Annotated in this window: 15 protein-coding genes; all 15 read left to right on the top strand. The window is 43.3% G+C overall.

Features of this window, described 5'->3' with window-relative positions; all coding sequences use genetic code 11:
- The first annotated feature begins 261 nt into the window (after nt 1-261).
- Entirely contained in the window at nt 262-1,542 is a 1,281-nt protein-coding gene (locus O2Q26_RS18285) for a G5 and 3D domain-containing protein (RefSeq protein WP_289217216.1), read from the top strand.
- 192 nt (nt 1,543-1,734) lie between these two features.
- Nucleotides 1,735-2,298 (top strand): ribonuclease M5, encoded by a 564-nt coding sequence (rnmV, locus tag O2Q26_RS18280; protein ID WP_289217215.1) that lies wholly within the window; start codon nt 1,735-1,737, stop codon nt 2,296-2,298.
- A complete protein-coding gene (gene rsmA / locus O2Q26_RS18275) occupies nt 2,288-3,166 on the top strand; it encodes a 16S rRNA (adenine(1518)-N(6)/adenine(1519)-N(6))-dimethyltransferase RsmA (protein WP_289217214.1) in 879 nt (292 codons plus the stop codon). Before rnmV ends, rsmA begins: the two co-directional genes overlap by 11 nt.
- 971 nt (nt 3,167-4,137) lie before the next feature.
- Nucleotides 4,138-5,016 carry a sporulation peptidase YabG gene (gene yabG, locus O2Q26_RS18270; RefSeq protein ID WP_289217213.1) on the top strand — a complete coding sequence of 293 codons (879 nt, stop codon included), beginning with the start codon at nt 4,138-4,140 and terminating at the stop codon, nt 5,014-5,016.
- A gap of 195 nt (nt 5,017-5,211) precedes the next feature.
- Nucleotides 5,212-5,472: a biofilm formation stimulator Veg gene (gene veg, locus O2Q26_RS18265; protein ID WP_253936102.1), complete on the top strand. Its 261-nt coding sequence runs from the start codon at nt 5,212-5,214 to the stop codon at nt 5,470-5,472.
- 157 nt (nt 5,473-5,629) lie between these two features.
- Nucleotides 5,630-5,806, top strand: coding sequence for a small, acid-soluble spore protein, alpha/beta type (locus O2Q26_RS18260; RefSeq protein ID WP_253936103.1), 177 nt, complete (start codon nt 5,630-5,632; stop codon nt 5,804-5,806).
- Nucleotides 5,807-5,959: 153 nt separating this feature from the next.
- Complete coding sequence (gene ispE / locus O2Q26_RS18255; RefSeq protein ID WP_289217212.1) at nt 5,960-6,826, top strand: 4-(cytidine 5'-diphospho)-2-C-methyl-D-erythritol kinase; 867 nt, start codon at nt 5,960-5,962, stop codon at nt 6,824-6,826.
- Nucleotides 6,827-6,886: 60 nt separating this feature from the next.
- Nucleotides 6,887-7,708, top strand: a complete 822-nt coding sequence (gene purR / locus O2Q26_RS18250) for a pur operon repressor (protein WP_253936105.1) — start codon at nt 6,887-6,889, stop codon at nt 7,706-7,708.
- A 193-nt stretch (nt 7,709-7,901) separates the two neighbouring features.
- Nucleotides 7,902-8,198: a septation regulator SpoVG gene (spoVG, locus tag O2Q26_RS18245; protein WP_253936106.1), complete on the top strand. Its 297-nt coding sequence runs from the start codon at nt 7,902-7,904 to the stop codon at nt 8,196-8,198.
- A 156-nt stretch (nt 8,199-8,354) separates the two neighbouring features.
- Nucleotides 8,355-9,734, top strand: coding sequence for a bifunctional UDP-N-acetylglucosamine diphosphorylase/glucosamine-1-phosphate N-acetyltransferase GlmU (glmU, locus tag O2Q26_RS18240; RefSeq protein WP_289217211.1), 1,380 nt, complete (start codon nt 8,355-8,357; stop codon nt 9,732-9,734).
- 16 nt (nt 9,735-9,750) lie between these two features.
- Nucleotides 9,751-10,704, top strand: coding sequence for a ribose-phosphate diphosphokinase (locus tag O2Q26_RS18235; protein ID WP_289217210.1), 954 nt, complete (start codon nt 9,751-9,753; stop codon nt 10,702-10,704).
- Between the two features lie 89 nt (nt 10,705-10,793).
- Nucleotides 10,794-11,465 carry a 50S ribosomal protein L25/general stress protein Ctc gene (locus tag O2Q26_RS18230; protein ID WP_289217209.1) on the top strand — a complete coding sequence of 224 codons (672 nt, stop codon included), beginning with the start codon at nt 10,794-10,796 and terminating at the stop codon, nt 11,463-11,465.
- Nucleotides 11,466-11,620: 155 nt separating this feature from the next.
- Nucleotides 11,621-12,184: an aminoacyl-tRNA hydrolase gene (gene pth / locus O2Q26_RS18225; protein WP_289217208.1), complete on the top strand. Its 564-nt coding sequence runs from the start codon at nt 11,621-11,623 to the stop codon at nt 12,182-12,184.
- Between the two features lie 68 nt (nt 12,185-12,252).
- Nucleotides 12,253-12,483 (top strand): anti-sigma-F factor Fin, encoded by a 231-nt coding sequence (gene fin / locus O2Q26_RS18220; RefSeq protein ID WP_253936111.1) that lies wholly within the window; start codon nt 12,253-12,255, stop codon nt 12,481-12,483.
- 49 nt (nt 12,484-12,532) lie between these two features.
- On the top strand, nt 12,533-16,069 hold the full coding sequence (gene mfd / locus O2Q26_RS18215; protein WP_289217207.1) for a transcription-repair coupling factor: 3,537 nt from the start codon (nt 12,533-12,535) through the stop codon (nt 16,067-16,069).
- Nucleotides 16,070-16,143: the final 74 nt, after the last annotated feature.

The raw sequence follows: 16,143 nt of genomic DNA, 5'->3' as shown, positions 1-16,143 counted from the left end.
CATAATATGAAGAGTCAGCTGACGTTAAGCTGGCTCCTTTTTTTATTTTAAATGGGTATACATATAAGTTACTTGTTTTTAAAACTTAGTTTCGAGCCATAGTGGGAATTTAGGGCTCCAGGAAAGCGAGCCCATTCCTATAAACGCCTTCCACTTATTACGTTGACGGGACTCCCGGACGAGCTTTATTTCAATAAACTTGATGAAAATGATTTGTCATATTACTAGAAAAACATGGGGATAGGAAAGGAAGATGGAACTATGAAACTAATAAATAATGTGAGGACAGTGCTAAGCTCTGTTATTTTGTGGACTTTCATAACATCCATCGTTTCTATTACCTTTCTTGGTTTTATCACGTATGAAGCAACAAAGGCTTCTGTAAAAGTGACAAGTGATGAGGGGACCGAAGTGGTTCGTACGCATGCCGGGACTTTTGGAGAACTATTGAATGAACTTGGAATCAGCCCGCAGTCATATGATGAAATGTCCCATGAGTTGGAGGACCCGCTTCAATTCGGTATGGATGTAGCATACATAGAGTCACAAGCTTTAAACGTAACTATTGGGGATAATACGAAGAGATTCTATACGACAGCAAACACCGTTGGTGAATTTTTTGAGGATCACGACCTTCAAGTAAAAGAGCAAGATAAAGTTTCTCATAAATCCTCAGAGACGATTCACTCAAATATGGATATTAATATACAAAAAGCGGTGCAAATCACCGTGGATGATGGAGGCGATGTTCAAGACGTTTGGACAACAGCTTCTACTGTAGGAGATTTTTTGAATGAAGAAAATATAACGTTAGATGAAATGGACAAGCTTAATCTTGGTAAAGAGCAAGGCTTGAAGCAAGGCGAACAAATCTCGATCACCCGCCTCGAGAAGGCTACGGAAGAAGTCGAAGAAAACCTTGGTTATTCCGTCATCACAGAAAAAGACCCATCCTTACCTGAAGGCGAAGAGAAAGTGGTTTCTACTGGAACAGAGGGGAAAGTCGTCAAAGAATATGAAATCATCATTGAAAACGGTGAAGAGATAAAGCGTGAACTCGTTCATGAAGATGTGATCAAAGAGAGTAAAGATAGAATTATTGCAATTGGATCAAAACAGAAGCCATCTGAGAAGAGTTCAAGGTCTGTGGCAGACTCCAAAAAGAAAGATTCCAAATCAGAGCCGAAAGCTGTAGCTTCAGCCTCTTCCAAAACGAAGACTACCTCAAAAGGCAGCCAGGAGAAGAAGAACGGGAAAACACTGAAGATGAAAGCTACGGCGTATACAGCTGACTGTACAGGGTGCTCTGGGAAAACGGCAACAGGAATCAATTTAAAAGCAGACCCGAACAAAAAAGTCATCGCTGTAGATCCAAGCATCATTCCTCTTGGGAGTGAAGTGTGGGTTGAAGGGTACGGTAATGCTATTGCAGGTGATACCGGTGGAGCGATACAAGGAAAGAAAATCGACGTCCATGTCCCTTCTAAAAGTGAAGCGTACAGTTTTGGGAATAAGACTGTGGAAGTGAAAGTACTGGATTAAAGAAAAGCGGAGGGGAGTCCCTCTGCTTTTTTTGATGAGATCTTATGATATTCCACTGCAAGACTGCGAAACCGACCTCGTTTCCATGGAAAATCAAAGCAGAGATTGAGGGGAAAAGGACGACTGGCTTTTGTCCCGCCTATTCAAGTCGTGGTATGCTATGGAAGAATTCAATCAGTGGAGGAAAGACGTGTGAGAATTAAAGAAGTGATTGTAGTTGAAGGTCGAGATGATACAGCGAGAATCCGGCAGGCCGTCGATGCAGATACGATCGAAACGAACGGCTCAGCTATTGATGAAGAAGTACTGAAGCGCATTTCTCATGCCCAGCAAAAACGCGGCGTGATTATTTTTACAGATCCGGATTCTCCAGGAGAGCGCATCAGGCACATCGTTACTGAACATGTGCCTGGCTGTAAACATGCGTTTCTGCCAAAAGAATCAGCAAGAGCCAAAAGAAATAAAGGGATTGGTGTGGAGCACTCCTCTCTTGAGGACATTAGACAAGCTTTATCCAGTGTATATGAGCTGACCGAATCGACATATAACAGCATTACAAAGGAAGAATTGTTGTCTTACGGGCTGATAGGAGGGGCTATGGCCAATCAGCGCAGAGAGAAGCTGGGACTGGCTCTGAAAATAGGCAAAACGAACGGCAAACAGCTGCTCAAGCGGTTGAATATGTTTCAAATCACCCAAAAGCAGTTAGAAGAAGCGATGGACCAAATCGTTCAGGAGGAAGAAAATGAAAAGTAAAGCGGTAGCTACACCGAAACGAACAAAGGAAATACTAGAGACCTACGGATTTTCTTTTAAGAAAAGCTTAGGTCAGAACTTTCTGATTGATGTCAATATACTTAGAAACATCATAGAACATGCAGGGATCGACGAGGAAGCGGCCGCAATTGAAATCGGGCCGGGCATCGGCGCTTTGACTGAGCAGTTAGCCCAGCATGCCGACCGCGTAGTGGCATTTGAAATCGATCAGCGTCTTGTCCCGATATTGGATGAAACTCTTCAGGACTACAGCAATGTCACCATTATCAATGAGGATATTTTACAAGCTGATGTGGAAAATGTCATCGCTGAACATTTCAAGGAAGGGCAGCCGATCCGTGTCGTTGCCAACCTTCCATACTATATTACGACTCCAATATTGATGAAGCTGTTGATGGATCGCCTTCCCGTGGACAGCATTACGGTTATGATTCAGAAGGAAGTAGCTGAACGTATGGCGGCCAAGCCTAATTCTAAGAGCTATGGGTCTTTATCAATCGCCGTTCAATATTATACAGAGGCTGCTGTCGTCATGAATGTTCCAAAGACGGTCTTCATGCCTCAGCCCAATGTAGATTCTTCGGTCCTTCATTTGGAAATGCGGAAACAACCGCCCGTTGAAGTCGATGATGAGGAATTTTTCTTTAATTTAGTGCAGGCTACGTTCGGCCAGCGGAGAAAAACTTTGATGAACAATTTGGCCCGTCACTTTAAAGGTTCACTGGAAAAAGAAGAGATTCGAGCGAAGCTTGAAGCGGCAGAAATAGACCCTAAGCGCAGAGGGGAATCTTTATCCATGCAGGAGTTCGCCACACTCGCTCATCATTTTTATCAAAAGCTGCATTAAATTTCCGTGTTGATATTCTAGGGTCCTCAGTTTCGAGATATCGTGTGAACTTAGGGGCTGCAGGAAACGGTTCGCTTTCCGTGGGGGTGGACGCTGAGCCACCTCGAGCTTCGCTCTCCGGGGTCTCACCTGTCCCGCTAATCCCACAGGAGTCTCACCGTTTCCCTCCGCCCCTCCACCTGGTAAGTATCTCGAAACCACTTTTAGGAAAAGCAAACGTTGATGTTGTATGATGATTCTTTTAACTTGGGTTCCGTGTAGAAAATTTTACTGTAAGGAGCTGTCGGAGGTAAAGGGAACACGAAGAACGTAGTGATCTGCTGTTGACTTATCGTACAGACGTGAAAGAAGTCTCGTTTGCCACTGACACTGGAGTTAGATAGCACTTATTTTGTTTATGCAATGGTTTACTAATTTGGCTTATACCCTTTCTACGAATGTTGGAACATGAGGTCTTTTTTTCTTCTAATGTCAGTGTTCCGTCTCTTTTAAAATTAGGTGGTTTTAGGAATGGGGGAGACTCCTGTGGGATGAGAGTGATTGGTGAGATCCCGGAAGGCGTCAGCCTGAGGAAGCTCACTGCACTCCCACGGAAAGCGATCCCATTCCTGAAACCACCTTCCACTCAATTAAGTAGACGGAACAGCCAGAAGGTATTGAAGCAGAGTATTCCACAATTCTTCCATTTCATTGAATAACTCTCCTATGAAAAATAATCCATAGCGTTATACATAGATTTCTCAAAACTAATGGTCTACTCGTATCTCTAAAGTCATAATCCCCATCTTCTTGATCAACGCCTCCTGTCTATTGAAGGATACCAACTATTCCCTAAGTATATCCCTCCCCTCCACCACACTTCCATTTTCAAATTGAAAAATAAACGAACCAATGATTTTTACTTAGCTTCTTCACAAGTAACAGGTGAGAAATTCCTACATAGACTACTGTAGTGCTTGTTGCGAGGTGGGATGCTAGTGTTAACACATGGAGACTTAGTTACAAGAACATCATATAATCATGACGTTTTGTTCAGAGTTAAATCTATAGAGGGCTCCTTGGTTAAATTAATCGGTGAACACGTCCGTCTTGAAGCGGATGCCCCTCTGGAAGATTTAAATAAAGTGTCCGGTTCTGAATATCTTGAAAGAAAAACACATATAAATAAACAAGAGGCTTGTTCATACCGCTTATTTCGCCAGGATTACCGACTGCTTAAAGAGAAACGTGAGGTAGAAGCTGGAGGAAGTTATCAGGATTCGGATGAGAAATCTAATTATTTTCAAATATCACCCAGGATACTCCATATTGACGGCGATCCTTTGTTTTTGAAAAAATGCGTCCAGTTGTATGAACAGTTAGGTTTACAGGTGCACGGACAATACATTCAAGAAAAAAATATGCCGCTCGAGGTGGTGGCGCTCGTTAAAAAAATTCAGCCTGAAATCGTAGTGCTGACCGGACATGATGCATACTCGAAATCGAAAGGTTCCACCAAAGATCTAGAGTCCTATCGTCATTCGCGCTATTTTGTTGAGGCTGTAAGGAATCTTAGACAGCACTATCCTCATTTTGACCAATTGGTTATATTCGCCGGAGCCTGCCAGTCTCATTTCGAGTCCCTCATTAAGGCAGGAGCCAACTTTGCAAGCTCCCCAGCACGAGTGAACATCCACGCCATCGATCCAGTTTACGTGGCCGCCAGGATAGCTTATACGTCGTTTATGGACCATATTAACATATGGGATGTTGTGCGAAATACGATCAGTGGAGAAAAGGGTTTGGGTGGTTTACAGACGCGAGGATTATTAAGAATCGGAATGCCTTACTCTGAGGATGTCGAAAATTAGCGTCTCATTGTTGATTATAGAGGGGCATATCAAGTTTTGCCTGCTGACGAATGCAAATAATTAAAAAATCTAAAATAACCTCTAATCTATGAGTTATTATATTGACATTGATTTTGCCCTACTGGTATAATTGAATATTTTATTTGACTTTGACCGAGAATGATGATATTATAATCATTAGTGAGGTGGAGTATAGTGGCTAAAACGTTAGTAGAAATCAAACAATCCCTTGAGGGACAGATTGGCAAACGTTTAACATTAAAGGCAAACGGCGGACGCCGTAAGACCATTGAACGTTCAGGTGTGCTTGCTGAGACATATCCAGCTGTTTTTATTGTTGAATTAGACCAAGAAGAAAATGCTTTCGAACGTGTATCATATAGTTATGCAGATGTACTCACAGAGACAGTCGAATTAAGCTTCGACGACCTATCAACAATGGCTATGGAGCAGTAGACCCCTTAGGGTTGCTGCTTTTTTATTTTACATAAACTTTATCGGTTCCCTGCTGGTCAAAGTTACTAAAGCTTCCTGCAGTTGCCGGAATGAAATGCGCGTCCTGTTTCATACTAAGCTTGTCGTAGCTAAGTGATGGCGAAAGGAGCTGAAAGCGATGGGGCGCAGAAGTATCATGTCCGATTCGTTTAAAGAAGAAATCGCAAAAGAACTTGGATTTTACGACAAAGTGCAGAAAGACGGCTGGGGCGGTATTACAACCCGTGAGGCTGGAAACATGGTTAAGCGTGCGATCCAGATGGCTGAAGAGCAGATGCTCAAAGACCGGCAATAAGTAAGGTGTACCTCTCCGTATGATTTACCATGCGGGGAGGATTTTTCGTTTAGAGTTACTGAAACGACCGCTTTCCCGTCTGTATAAGTTCTCCATATGCATGTATTTTATGGTACAATGCTTGGAGGGATTATGAGGAAGGGAGGTGTAGATGTGGTTGTTTTAGAGAAGGCACCGGCCAAAATTAATTTGTCTCTTGATGTTTTACATAAACGCAATGATGGATTTCATGAGGTGGAAATGGTGATGACTACTGTCGATCTTGCCGACCGCATTGAATTGAAGTTATTGCCGTACGACAAAATTAAAGTGGAGTCAGAAAGCAGGTTCGTTCCGAATGATGAGAGGAATCTGGCTTACCGCGCGGCGAAACTAATGAAGGACCATTTTAAAATTAAAAAAGGCGTAAGGATCTTCATTGAGAAGAACATTCCTGTAGCTGCCGGCCTTGCGGGAGGGAGCAGCGATGCCGCTGCTGTACTTCGTGGAGTCAATAAGCTTTGGAAGATTGGAGCAAGCTTAGATGAATTGGCGGAACTGGGAGCAAAAATCGGTTCGGATGTTTCTTTTTGTGTCTATGGAGGGACTGCTCTGGCTAAAGGCCGCGGTGAGCAGATATTGGAATTGCCGGCTCCGCCTCCATGCTGGGTAGTGCTGGCTAAGCCTGCTATCGGCGTATCCACTCAGACGGTCTATCAAAAGCTGAACATTAAGCAGGCGGAGCATCCGGATACACAGTCGATGATCGCGGCATTAGAAGAACAAAGCTTTGAGAAGATATGTGCCCAAGTGGGAAATACGCTGGAAGGTGTAACTACAAGACTCCATCCTGAAGTCAATCAAATTAAAGAAAAAATGCAGCAGGCAGGAGCCGATGCCGTTCTCATGAGCGGAAGCGGGCCGACTGTTTTTGCGCTTGTCGCTCAGGACGGACGGGTACAACGAATATACAACAGCTTGAAAGGTTTTTGTCCGGAGGTCTATATCGTCAGAATGCTGGGAAGTCGAGAAAACACTTGATAAAATCCGTACAAATCTGATATATTTATTAGTAATATTCGGATTTTGAGGTGTCTTTCCATGAAAAGAAGTGAACGACTAGTTGCCATGACGCATTATGTGTTAGATCGGCCTCGTGAATTAATTTCTCTGCCTTTTTTATCAGATAAATATGAAGCGGCTAAATCTTCAGTAAGCGAAGATTTAGGGATCATCAACAAAATGTTCCGGCATGAAGGAATCGGTTATTTAGAAACGGTATCTGGAGCTGCGGGCGGTGTGAAGTACATTCCCACCTTTTCCCGTGAGTATAGTGAACAATTCGTCAAAGAATTATGTGGGCGTTTAGAAGATCCTGATCGTCTTCTGCCTGGAGGTTACCTGTTTATGAGTGATCTCCTCGGTGAACCTGATACGATCCGGAACATCGGGCGTCTCTTAGCTTCATCGTTTGCAGGTAAGGAAATTGATGCTGTGATGACAGTAGCTACAAAAGGTATACCGCTTGCCTATGCAGTGGCATCTTATTTAAATGTTCCTGTTGTCATCGTCCGACGTGATCCTAAAGTAACAGAAGGATCCACTGTCAGTATTAATTACGTATCCGGGTCTACAAGGAAAATTCAAACGATGGTGCTGACGAAGCGCTCCTTATCGGAAGGGTCTAGAGTTTGCATCATTGATGATTTCATGAAAGCAGGCGGAACTATTAATGGGATGAAGAGTCTGCTGAAGGAATTCAATGCCGAGTTAGCCGGCATTGGAGTGTTAGCTGAAGCGGAAGATGAGGAAGAGGATCGTATCGTAGACGATCATGTTTCCCTTGTGCAGATCATGAATGTCGATGATCGCCAGTCGAAAATTGAGGTGCACCCTGGAAACTTTCTAGATCGATTGTCATAAAAGAATAAAAGAGATGGAACGGTAAATAAGGCTTCTACTAGCTAATGTAGTGGCCTTATTTTTTTGTATGTCTAAAGTCATGATAAATTAGAAAAAAATAGATTTTTTATTTTTTTTGGAAAACAGGCAGGAATTTCTAGGAATTTGTGGAATTGTTTTATTAAGTTCTTTTTGGGAAAAGGTGGTGAACTTAATGGAAGTAACTGACGTAAGACTGCGACGCGTAAATACCGAAGGAAGAATGCGAGCAATTGCTTCTATTACCTTGGATCAGGAGTTTGTTGTCCATGACATTAGGGTGATTGACGGCAATAATGGCTTATTTGTAGCCATGCCAAGCAAACGTACACCTGACGGGGAATTCCGTGACATCGCGCACCCGATCAATTCGGGAACGCGTGGGAAGATTCAAGATGCTGTTCTTGAAGAATACCATAATGTCGGTGAAGCTGAATCAGAAGTCGAATACGAAGAAGCTGGAGCATCGTAAAAGGTGCGTTCGAAAAGAAGTCTGACCTTCAAGGGGGGGTCTGGCTTCTTTTTTTTGCGATCGGTGAAATACTGTTGACATGTAAAGGGTGTCTGTTGAAATTAAGCGGATTTTAAGATATTATTCATAATGGATAAATAGGATGGAGGTTGCGTCATGACCGAAAAATATGCTGTGGTATTAGCTGCAGGACAAGGCACTCGAATGAAGTCCAAATTATATAAAGTTCTGCACCCTGTTTGCGGGAAACCAATGGTTCAACATGTGGTGGATCAATTAAATAAATTAGAGTTGAATGAATTAATTACCGTGGTAGGGTTCGGAGCTGAAAAAGTCCAGGATCAGCTGGGAGAAGATAGTCACTACGTGGTCCAGAAAGAACAGCTGGGAACCGGACATGCTGTTCAGCAAGCGGACGATATTTTGGCTGAACGAGAAGGGATCACGGTCGTAGCATGCGGAGACACCCCTTTACTGACCGAGGAGACCTTGCAGAATATGATGGATCATCATATTGAAACGGAAGCGAAGGCCACGATTTTAACGGCTCATGCTGAAGATCCTTCAGGGTATGGGCGTGTAATCCGCGGCGGCAATGGTCAGGTAGAGCGTATCGTTGAACAAAAGGACGCCTCTAAAGAGGAGCAGGCTGTACAAGAAATTAATACGGGAACGTACTGCTTCGATAATAAATATTTATTTGAATCATTAAAAAATGTTTCAAATGATAACGTTCAAGGAGAATATTACCTGCCGGACGTCATAGAAATCCTGAAAAACCAGGGAGAAGTGATCAGCGCTTATCAAACACCCGATTTTTCAGAATCTCTAGGAGTCAACGACAGAGTCGCTCTATCTAAAGCAGAAAAATTAATGAAGCAGCGGATTAATGAACAACATATGCGTAACGGAGTTTCACTCGTGGATCCGGACAACACGTATATCGGTCCTGATGTCACGATCGGGCAGGACGTTACGATCTATCCAGGATCAATCTTAAATGGAAGCACTTCTATTGAAAATGATGCAGTCATCGGGCCGCATTCCACAATTGAAAACTGCCATATCGGAGCTGAAACAACGGTGAAGCAAAGTGTGGCCACTGACAGCCGCATCGGTGCTCGTGTGCAAGTTGGACCATTTGCCCACATCCGCCCTGATTCATCATTAGGCAACGATGTGAAAATCGGTAATTTTGTAGAAGTGAAAAAAGCTGAATTCGGTGAAGGAAGTAAAGCTTCCCACTTAAGCTACATCGGAGATGCTCATGTCGGAAGCGGTGTGAACGTAGGTTGTGGTACAATTACAGTGAATTACGATGGCAAGAATAAATTTCTGACGACGATCGAAGACGATGCGTTCATCGGGTGTAATTCTAACTTGATAGCTCCTGTCACGGTCGGAAAAGGTGCTTACGTAGCAGCTGGATCAACGATCAACAAAGATGTACCAGCTGAGGCGCTGTCCATCGCCCGGGCTCGTCAAACGAATAAAGAAGGCTACGCAAACAAAATTCAATCGAATAAAAAAGACTAACGGAGGGTTCAAATCCATGGCAACTGGATACAAGGATTCAACTTTAAAAGTGTTCTCACTCAATTCAAACCCTGAGCTTGCAAGAGAAATTGCTGAGAATATCGGGACAGAACTAGGGAAGTGTACGGTTACAAGCTTTAGTGATGGCGAAATTCAAATTAACATAGATGAGAGTATCCGCGGATGTGACGTGTATGTTGTTCAATCTACTTGTGCCCCCGTCAATCAGCACTTAATGGAATTGCTGATTATGATTGATGCTTTAAAACGAGCATCTGCTCGTACGATCAATATCGTCATGCCTTATTACGGCTATGCGAGACAGGATCGTAAAGCTCGGGCGAGAGAACCGATTACTGCGAAACTGATTGCTAATTTACTTGAAACTGCCGGAGCGTCCCGAGTCATTATGTTGGATCTTCATGCACCGCAAATACAAGGGTTCTTCGATATGCCGATCGATCACCTTGTAGGTGTACCTATTCTCTCCGACTATTTCAAATCCAAGAATTTCGAAGATGTTGTCATCGTTTCACCTGACCATGGCGGGGTAACTCGAGCGAGAAAAATGGCTGATCGCTTAAAAGCTCCAATCGCCATCATCGACAAACGACGGCCTAAACCGAATGTTGCTGAAGTCATGAATATTGTAGGTAATATAGAAGGCAAAACGGCTATTATGATTGATGATATTATCGATACAGCTGGCACGATTACACTTGCGGCTAATGCCTTAGTAGAAAACGGTGCTAAAAACGTGTATGCTTGTTGTACACACCCTGTTCTCTCAGGACCCGCACTTGAACGTATTGATAACTCGAAAATCAAAGAGCTGGTTGTTACGAACACCATTCCGTTAGGTGAAGAGAAAATTATTGATAAGATTACTCAGTTATCTGTAGCACCGCTGATCAGTGAAGCGATTATTAGAGTTCACGAACGTCAATCCGTAAGCATTTTATTTGATTAAAATGAATTATTGTAATGAAAAATGTTTAACTTCTGCTAGAAAAGGGAACCTGAATATAATGAATGGTTAATTAACTGGAGGAGATTATTTTGGCAATTACATTAAAAGCAAATCAAAGAAAAGACTTAAAACAATCAGTGACACGTGAATTGCGACAAGAAGGTAATGTTCCGAGTGTCGTATATGGTAAAGATAAAGAACCAATTAATGTAGCTGTAAATAGTATTGAACTTTTAAAGACAGTACGTGATGAAGGTAAAAACGCAATTATCTCACTCGATATTAAAGACGGATCCACCGTGGATGTCATGCTTCATGAATATCAAGTAGATCCTTTAAAGGACGAGCTGATCCACGCGGACTTTTACATCGTCAACATGTCTGAAGAGATGGACGTAGAAGTACCAGTCCGTTTAGATGGCGAAGCACCGGGCGCTAAAGAAGACGGTGTCGTGCAGCAGCCATTATATGAGCTTGCTGTCCGTGCGAAGCCTGCTGACATTCCAGAGGAAATTCTCGTTGATATTTCCGAGCTGAATATCGGAGACAGCATCATGGTTGGCGATCTTAAAGAAGGACGCAACTATGAGATTACTGAAGATGAGAATACGACGATCGTATCTGTAACTCCACCAGAAGAAATGCCTGAAGAGCCAGATACTGAAAATGCGGACGCTGAACCAGAAGTCATCGGTGAGAACAAAGATGAAGATGATGAGTCTCAAGAAGATGAAGCTAAAGAAGAAAGTGAAAATAAATAATCTTTCTTAATAAGAAAATAGGACGTAGCCGTTGGTTACGTCCTATTTTTAGGCTGTAAAAACTATAAAAAGCATACAGTACAAGACATATTTCTTACCATACATTTGATATAATAATACGTATCAAGAATGACGCAGACAAAGGAAGATCTCACATGAAGTGTATAGTTGGGCTCGGGAACCCCGGGAAAAAATATGAAAAGACCCGTCACAATGTAGGTTTCATGATTATCGATGAATTAGCGAAACAAAACCATTGGACAGTGTCGCAAGAGAAGTTTAAGGGATTATTTACGATAGAACATGTAAATGGTGAAAAAATTCTTTTGCTAAAGCCACAGACTTACATGAATCTGTCTGGTGATTCTCTTCGTATGTTCATGGATTATTATGACATAGATGAAGAAGACGTACTGGTCATTTACGATGACTTGGATCTGCCTCCAGGGAAAATCCGTCTTCGTCAAAAAGGCGGCCATGGCGGTCATAATGGCATCCGAAGCATCATTGACCAACTAGGGACAAAAGATTTCAAACGGCTTCGTGTAGGGGTAGGACGAGCTTCTGTCCCGATGTCAGTGGTCGATTATGTGCTCGGCACGTTTGATAAAGATCAACAAGGGCCTGTATCAGAAGCGGTCACACAATCGGTGAAAGCATGCGAAAGCTGGATGGAGAGGCCGTTTAATGAAGTCATGAATGAATTCAATGCGAATTGAAAATCGTATAAGCAGCACCATGGCCGGCAACAATAGATACATGTACTTCTATAAAGGAGAGTGTATCTATGAATATCCACTATATATGCCGGCATTGTCAGCGCCAAGTCGGAAAATTAGATCGTGAACGGGTCGAAATTTCTGAGCTTGGCTTAGAGTGTTTGACCGAGGATGACCATAAAGAGATGGTTACGTATGATCGTGAAGGGAATATGAATATCCGAACGATTTGCGATTCATGTGAACGGTCTCTTCAACAAAATCCTCACTATCATGAGTTGGATTTTTTTATTCATTAAACCTGGAGGCTCCTCTTTAAGAGCTCTCACGGTTATGGAGGAGTTTGTTATGCAAGGAATAAAAAATTATTTATATCCGCAAGACGATATAAAGTCGGTAGTTGATGGTTTTGAAGCGGGGATGCAGGAACAAATGATTGCCGGGCTTTCGGGAGCATCCAGAAGCTTGATGATTTCGCTTTTGAAAGAATCTTTAAACCGTCCTGTCATCATTATTACTCACCAGCTTATACAAGCTCAGCAAATTTACGATGATATGACAGAACTGGCTGACAGCGACCAGGTACACCTTTATCCCGTCAATGAGCTGATTGCTTCAGAAATAGCGGTAGCCAGTCCTGAGTTGCGCAGTCAGCGTATCGAGGCACTCTCGCAGTGGCTTAATCAGAAGTCAGGGGTCCTGATTGCTCCAGTGTCAGCACTGAAACGGATTATGCCGCCTAAGTCTTACTGGGAGCACAACATGCTCCCTTTTCGCGTTGGAGAAGAAATCGATGTTGACCTTTACCTCAATCGTTTCGTAAGCATGGGGTATGAACGAGTAGATATGGTGTCGAGCCCAGGAGAATTCTCTGTACGTGGAGGGATTATTGACGCGTATCCTCTTACTGCAGAATATCCTTACCGCATCGAACTATTCGATACCGAAGTGGACTCGATTCGTTCATTCGATTCGGAATCGCAGCGATCTCATTCAAAATTTGACTTCGTACAAGTCGGCCCAGCGACTGAACTATTATTAACGGACGAAGATTTTACAAGAGCTGCTCACAGGCTTGAGGAGGCACTCAGCCATTCCCTGCAAAAGCTTACGAAGAAAGAAGCGAAGGAAACACTTAATACTTATATCGAACATGACATCGATCAGTTGCATCACCGTGAACGTTTCCAGGAACTGTACAAATATATCGGGTATTTCTATGAAGAACCTGTCAGTTTACTAGACTATTTACCGGACAATGGATTGATCGTCCTTGATGAAATGAGTCGTATTCAAGAAACAGCAGGCCGCCTTGATCAGGAAGAAGCCGAATGGTATAACAGTCTGCTGGAAGTGAACCAGATGGTACGAGATTTACGTATCTCGTTTGATTGGCACGATACGTGGGAGAAGATGAAGCAGACGAAGCTTTACTTATCCGTGTTTATGCGCCACATTCCAAATACACAGCCGCAGAATATCGTTAATATTTCCAGCCGTCAAATGCAGCAATTCCACGGTCAAATGAATTTATTGAAAACAGAGATGGATCGGTGGATGAAGCAGGGATACAGTGTGATCATCCTTGCTCCAGATGATTCGAGAGCGGATAAGATCCAATCTGTACTTCAGGATTATCAGATGGAAGCCGTAGTCGCCAAAAAATCACCGGCACTGCCCGTTAATATCCCGACCATTATTAAAGGGAACATTAGCAGTGGATTTGAATGGCCGATGCACAAGTTAGCTGTACTTACAGAAAACGAATTGTTCAAAAAACGGACGGCGAAGCCAAAACGCAGGCAAAAAATGACGAATGCCGAGCGTATCAAAAACTATCAAGAGCTGAAAGTGGGCGACTATGTCGTTCACGCTAATCACGGGATCGGTAAATACATCGGTATTGAGACGCTGAAAGTGGGAGACAGCCATAAAGATTTCTTAATGGTGAAGTACTCAGGCAACGACAAGCTTTTCGTTCCGATCGATCAAATTGATTTAATTCAAAAGTATGTCGGTTCAGAAGGCAAGGAGCCGAAAGTTTATAAGCTGGGTGGCAGTGAGTGGACGAAGGTGAAAAGCCGCGTCCAGTCCTCCGTAGAAGATATAGCTGACGATTTAATTCAGCTGTATGCAGATAGAGAAGCGTCCAAAGGTCACGCTTTCTCAGAAGATGGAGAAATGCAGCGTGATTTTGAAACGGCGTTCCCATATGAAGAAACGGAAGACCAGATTCGTTGTATTGATGAAATTAAAGAGGATATGCAAAGAATCCGACCGATGGATCGTCTTCTATGCGGAGATGTAGGCTATGGAAAAACAGAAGTGGCGATTCGCGCAGCTTTTAAAGCGGTTGAAAACGGAAAACAGGTAGCGATCCTTGTTCCGACGACGATATTAGCACAGCAGCATTTCGAAACGATGCAGGAAAGATTTCAGGATTTCGGTGTCAATATTGGCCTGCTCAGTCGTTTCAGGACGAAAAAACAACAGAAGGAAACGACGGATCGTTTAAGAAAAGGTCTCCTCGACATCGTTGTCGGCACGCACCGCATTTTATCAAAAGATATAAAGTTCAAAGACTTAGGGTTGTTAGTAGTCGATGAAGAACAGCGTTTCGGAGTGAAGCATAAAGAAAAAATCAAACAGCTGAAATCCAATGTAGATGTATTGACTTTGACAGCGACTCCTATTCCGCGGACTCTTCATATGTCGATGCTCGGGGTGCGTGACTTATCGGTCATTGAAACACCGCCTGAGAACCGGTTTCCAATCCAGACGTATGTGCTGGAGTACAATCCTGTTTTCATGCGCGAAGCGGTGGAAAGAGAAATGGCGAGAGACGGCCAAGTCTTTTTCCTGTTCAACCGTGTAGAGAATATTGAACGGATGGCCCAGGAGATTTCAGCTCTTGTCCCAGAAGCGAGAGTGGCTTTCGCTCACGGCCAAATGAACGAGACCGAGCTTGAGAACGTGATGTTTTCCTTTTTAGAAGGGGAATTCGATGTGCTGGTGAGTACAACGATCATTGAAACGGGTGTCGATATTCCGAATGTAAATACACTGATTGTTTATGATGCCGACCGAATGGGGCTCAGCCAGCTTTACCAACTCCGAGGAAGAGTAGGGAGATCCAACCGGGTTGCTTATGCCTATTTCACTTATCAAAAGGATAAAGTGCTCACTGAGGTTGCTGAAAAGCGGCTTCAAGCCATTAAAGAATTTACAGAACTCGGGTCCGGTTTTAAGATCGCAATGCGCGACTTATCGATTCGAGGCGCCGGCAACTTATTAGGTTCACAGCAGCACGGGTTCATTGACTCCGTTGGTTTCGACATGTACTCGCAAATGCTTAAGGACGCTATCGAAGCGAAACGCCAAGGGAAAGAGCCAGAAGCCATACAGCCTTTCCAGCCAGAGCTTGATTTAAATATCGATGCTTATATTCCAGACGAGTATATATCCGATGAAAAGCAAAAAATCGATATGTATAAACAGTTCCAGGCCATTGAATCGGTGGAAGACATTCATGACCTCCGGGATGAAATGATCGACCGCTTTGGCGATTATCCAGAGGAGGTCGAGAATTTATTCCGAGTCTCTTCCATTAAGCACTATGCGAAACGAGCTCGCATAGAGTCGATTTCTGAGAAAAAGAAAAAGATCGTTATGGTTATGGAAATGAGCCAAAGTCAGCAAATTGACGGTGCGAAGTTGTTTGAAGTGGCTAATGAATACGGCCGGATGATTCAGCTCGGAACGGAAGATAGTCGATTGAAAGTAACCGTTGCCTGGGACCGAAGTTCTGCAGGCAAACGGTATGAAGTCATAGAAGAATTTTTAGAACGTTTGCCGCAGTTGACGCGCGAGGCAACAAGCGCTTAAATGTCGGAGGCCCTCCATAACGGCGTGGAGGGCATTTTTTAATTGGGCTTGTAAAGATGTTAGTTTAAAAGCTC

The organism is Halobacillus campisalis (assembly GCF_030345335.1).
In the GTDB taxonomy this organism is placed as follows: domain Bacteria; phylum Bacillota; class Bacilli; order Bacillales; family Halobacillaceae; genus Halobacillus_A; species Halobacillus_A campisalis.
This window is presented reverse-complemented; position numbering and strand designations above follow the sequence as displayed.

What these genes read in the sequence shown, in the direction of transcription:
- O2Q26_RS18285 (WP_289217216.1), top strand. Translation starts at nt 262, where the DNA reads ATGAAACTAATAAATAATGTGAGGACAGTGCTAAGCTCTGTTATTTTG.
- rsmA (WP_289217214.1), top strand. Translation starts at nt 2,288, where the DNA reads ATGAAAAGTAAAGCGGTAGCTACACCGAAACGAACAAAGGAAATACTA.
- yabG (WP_289217213.1), top strand. Translation starts at nt 4,138, where the DNA reads ATGCTAGTGTTAACACATGGAGACTTAGTTACAAGAACATCATATAAT.
- O2Q26_RS18260 (WP_253936103.1), top strand. Translation starts at nt 5,630, where the DNA reads ATGGGGCGCAGAAGTATCATGTCCGATTCGTTTAAAGAAGAAATCGCA.
- purR (WP_253936105.1), top strand. Translation starts at nt 6,887, where the DNA reads ATGAAAAGAAGTGAACGACTAGTTGCCATGACGCATTATGTGTTAGAT.
- spoVG (WP_253936106.1), top strand. Translation starts at nt 7,902, where the DNA reads ATGGAAGTAACTGACGTAAGACTGCGACGCGTAAATACCGAAGGAAGA.
- glmU (WP_289217211.1), top strand. Translation starts at nt 8,355, where the DNA reads ATGACCGAAAAATATGCTGTGGTATTAGCTGCAGGACAAGGCACTCGA.
- O2Q26_RS18235 (WP_289217210.1), top strand. Translation starts at nt 9,751, where the DNA reads ATGGCAACTGGATACAAGGATTCAACTTTAAAAGTGTTCTCACTCAAT.
- pth (WP_289217208.1), top strand. Translation starts at nt 11,621, where the DNA reads ATGAAGTGTATAGTTGGGCTCGGGAACCCCGGGAAAAAATATGAAAAG.
- fin (WP_253936111.1), top strand. Translation starts at nt 12,253, where the DNA reads ATGAATATCCACTATATATGCCGGCATTGTCAGCGCCAAGTCGGAAAA.
- mfd (WP_289217207.1), top strand. Translation starts at nt 12,533, where the DNA reads ATGCAAGGAATAAAAAATTATTTATATCCGCAAGACGATATAAAGTCG.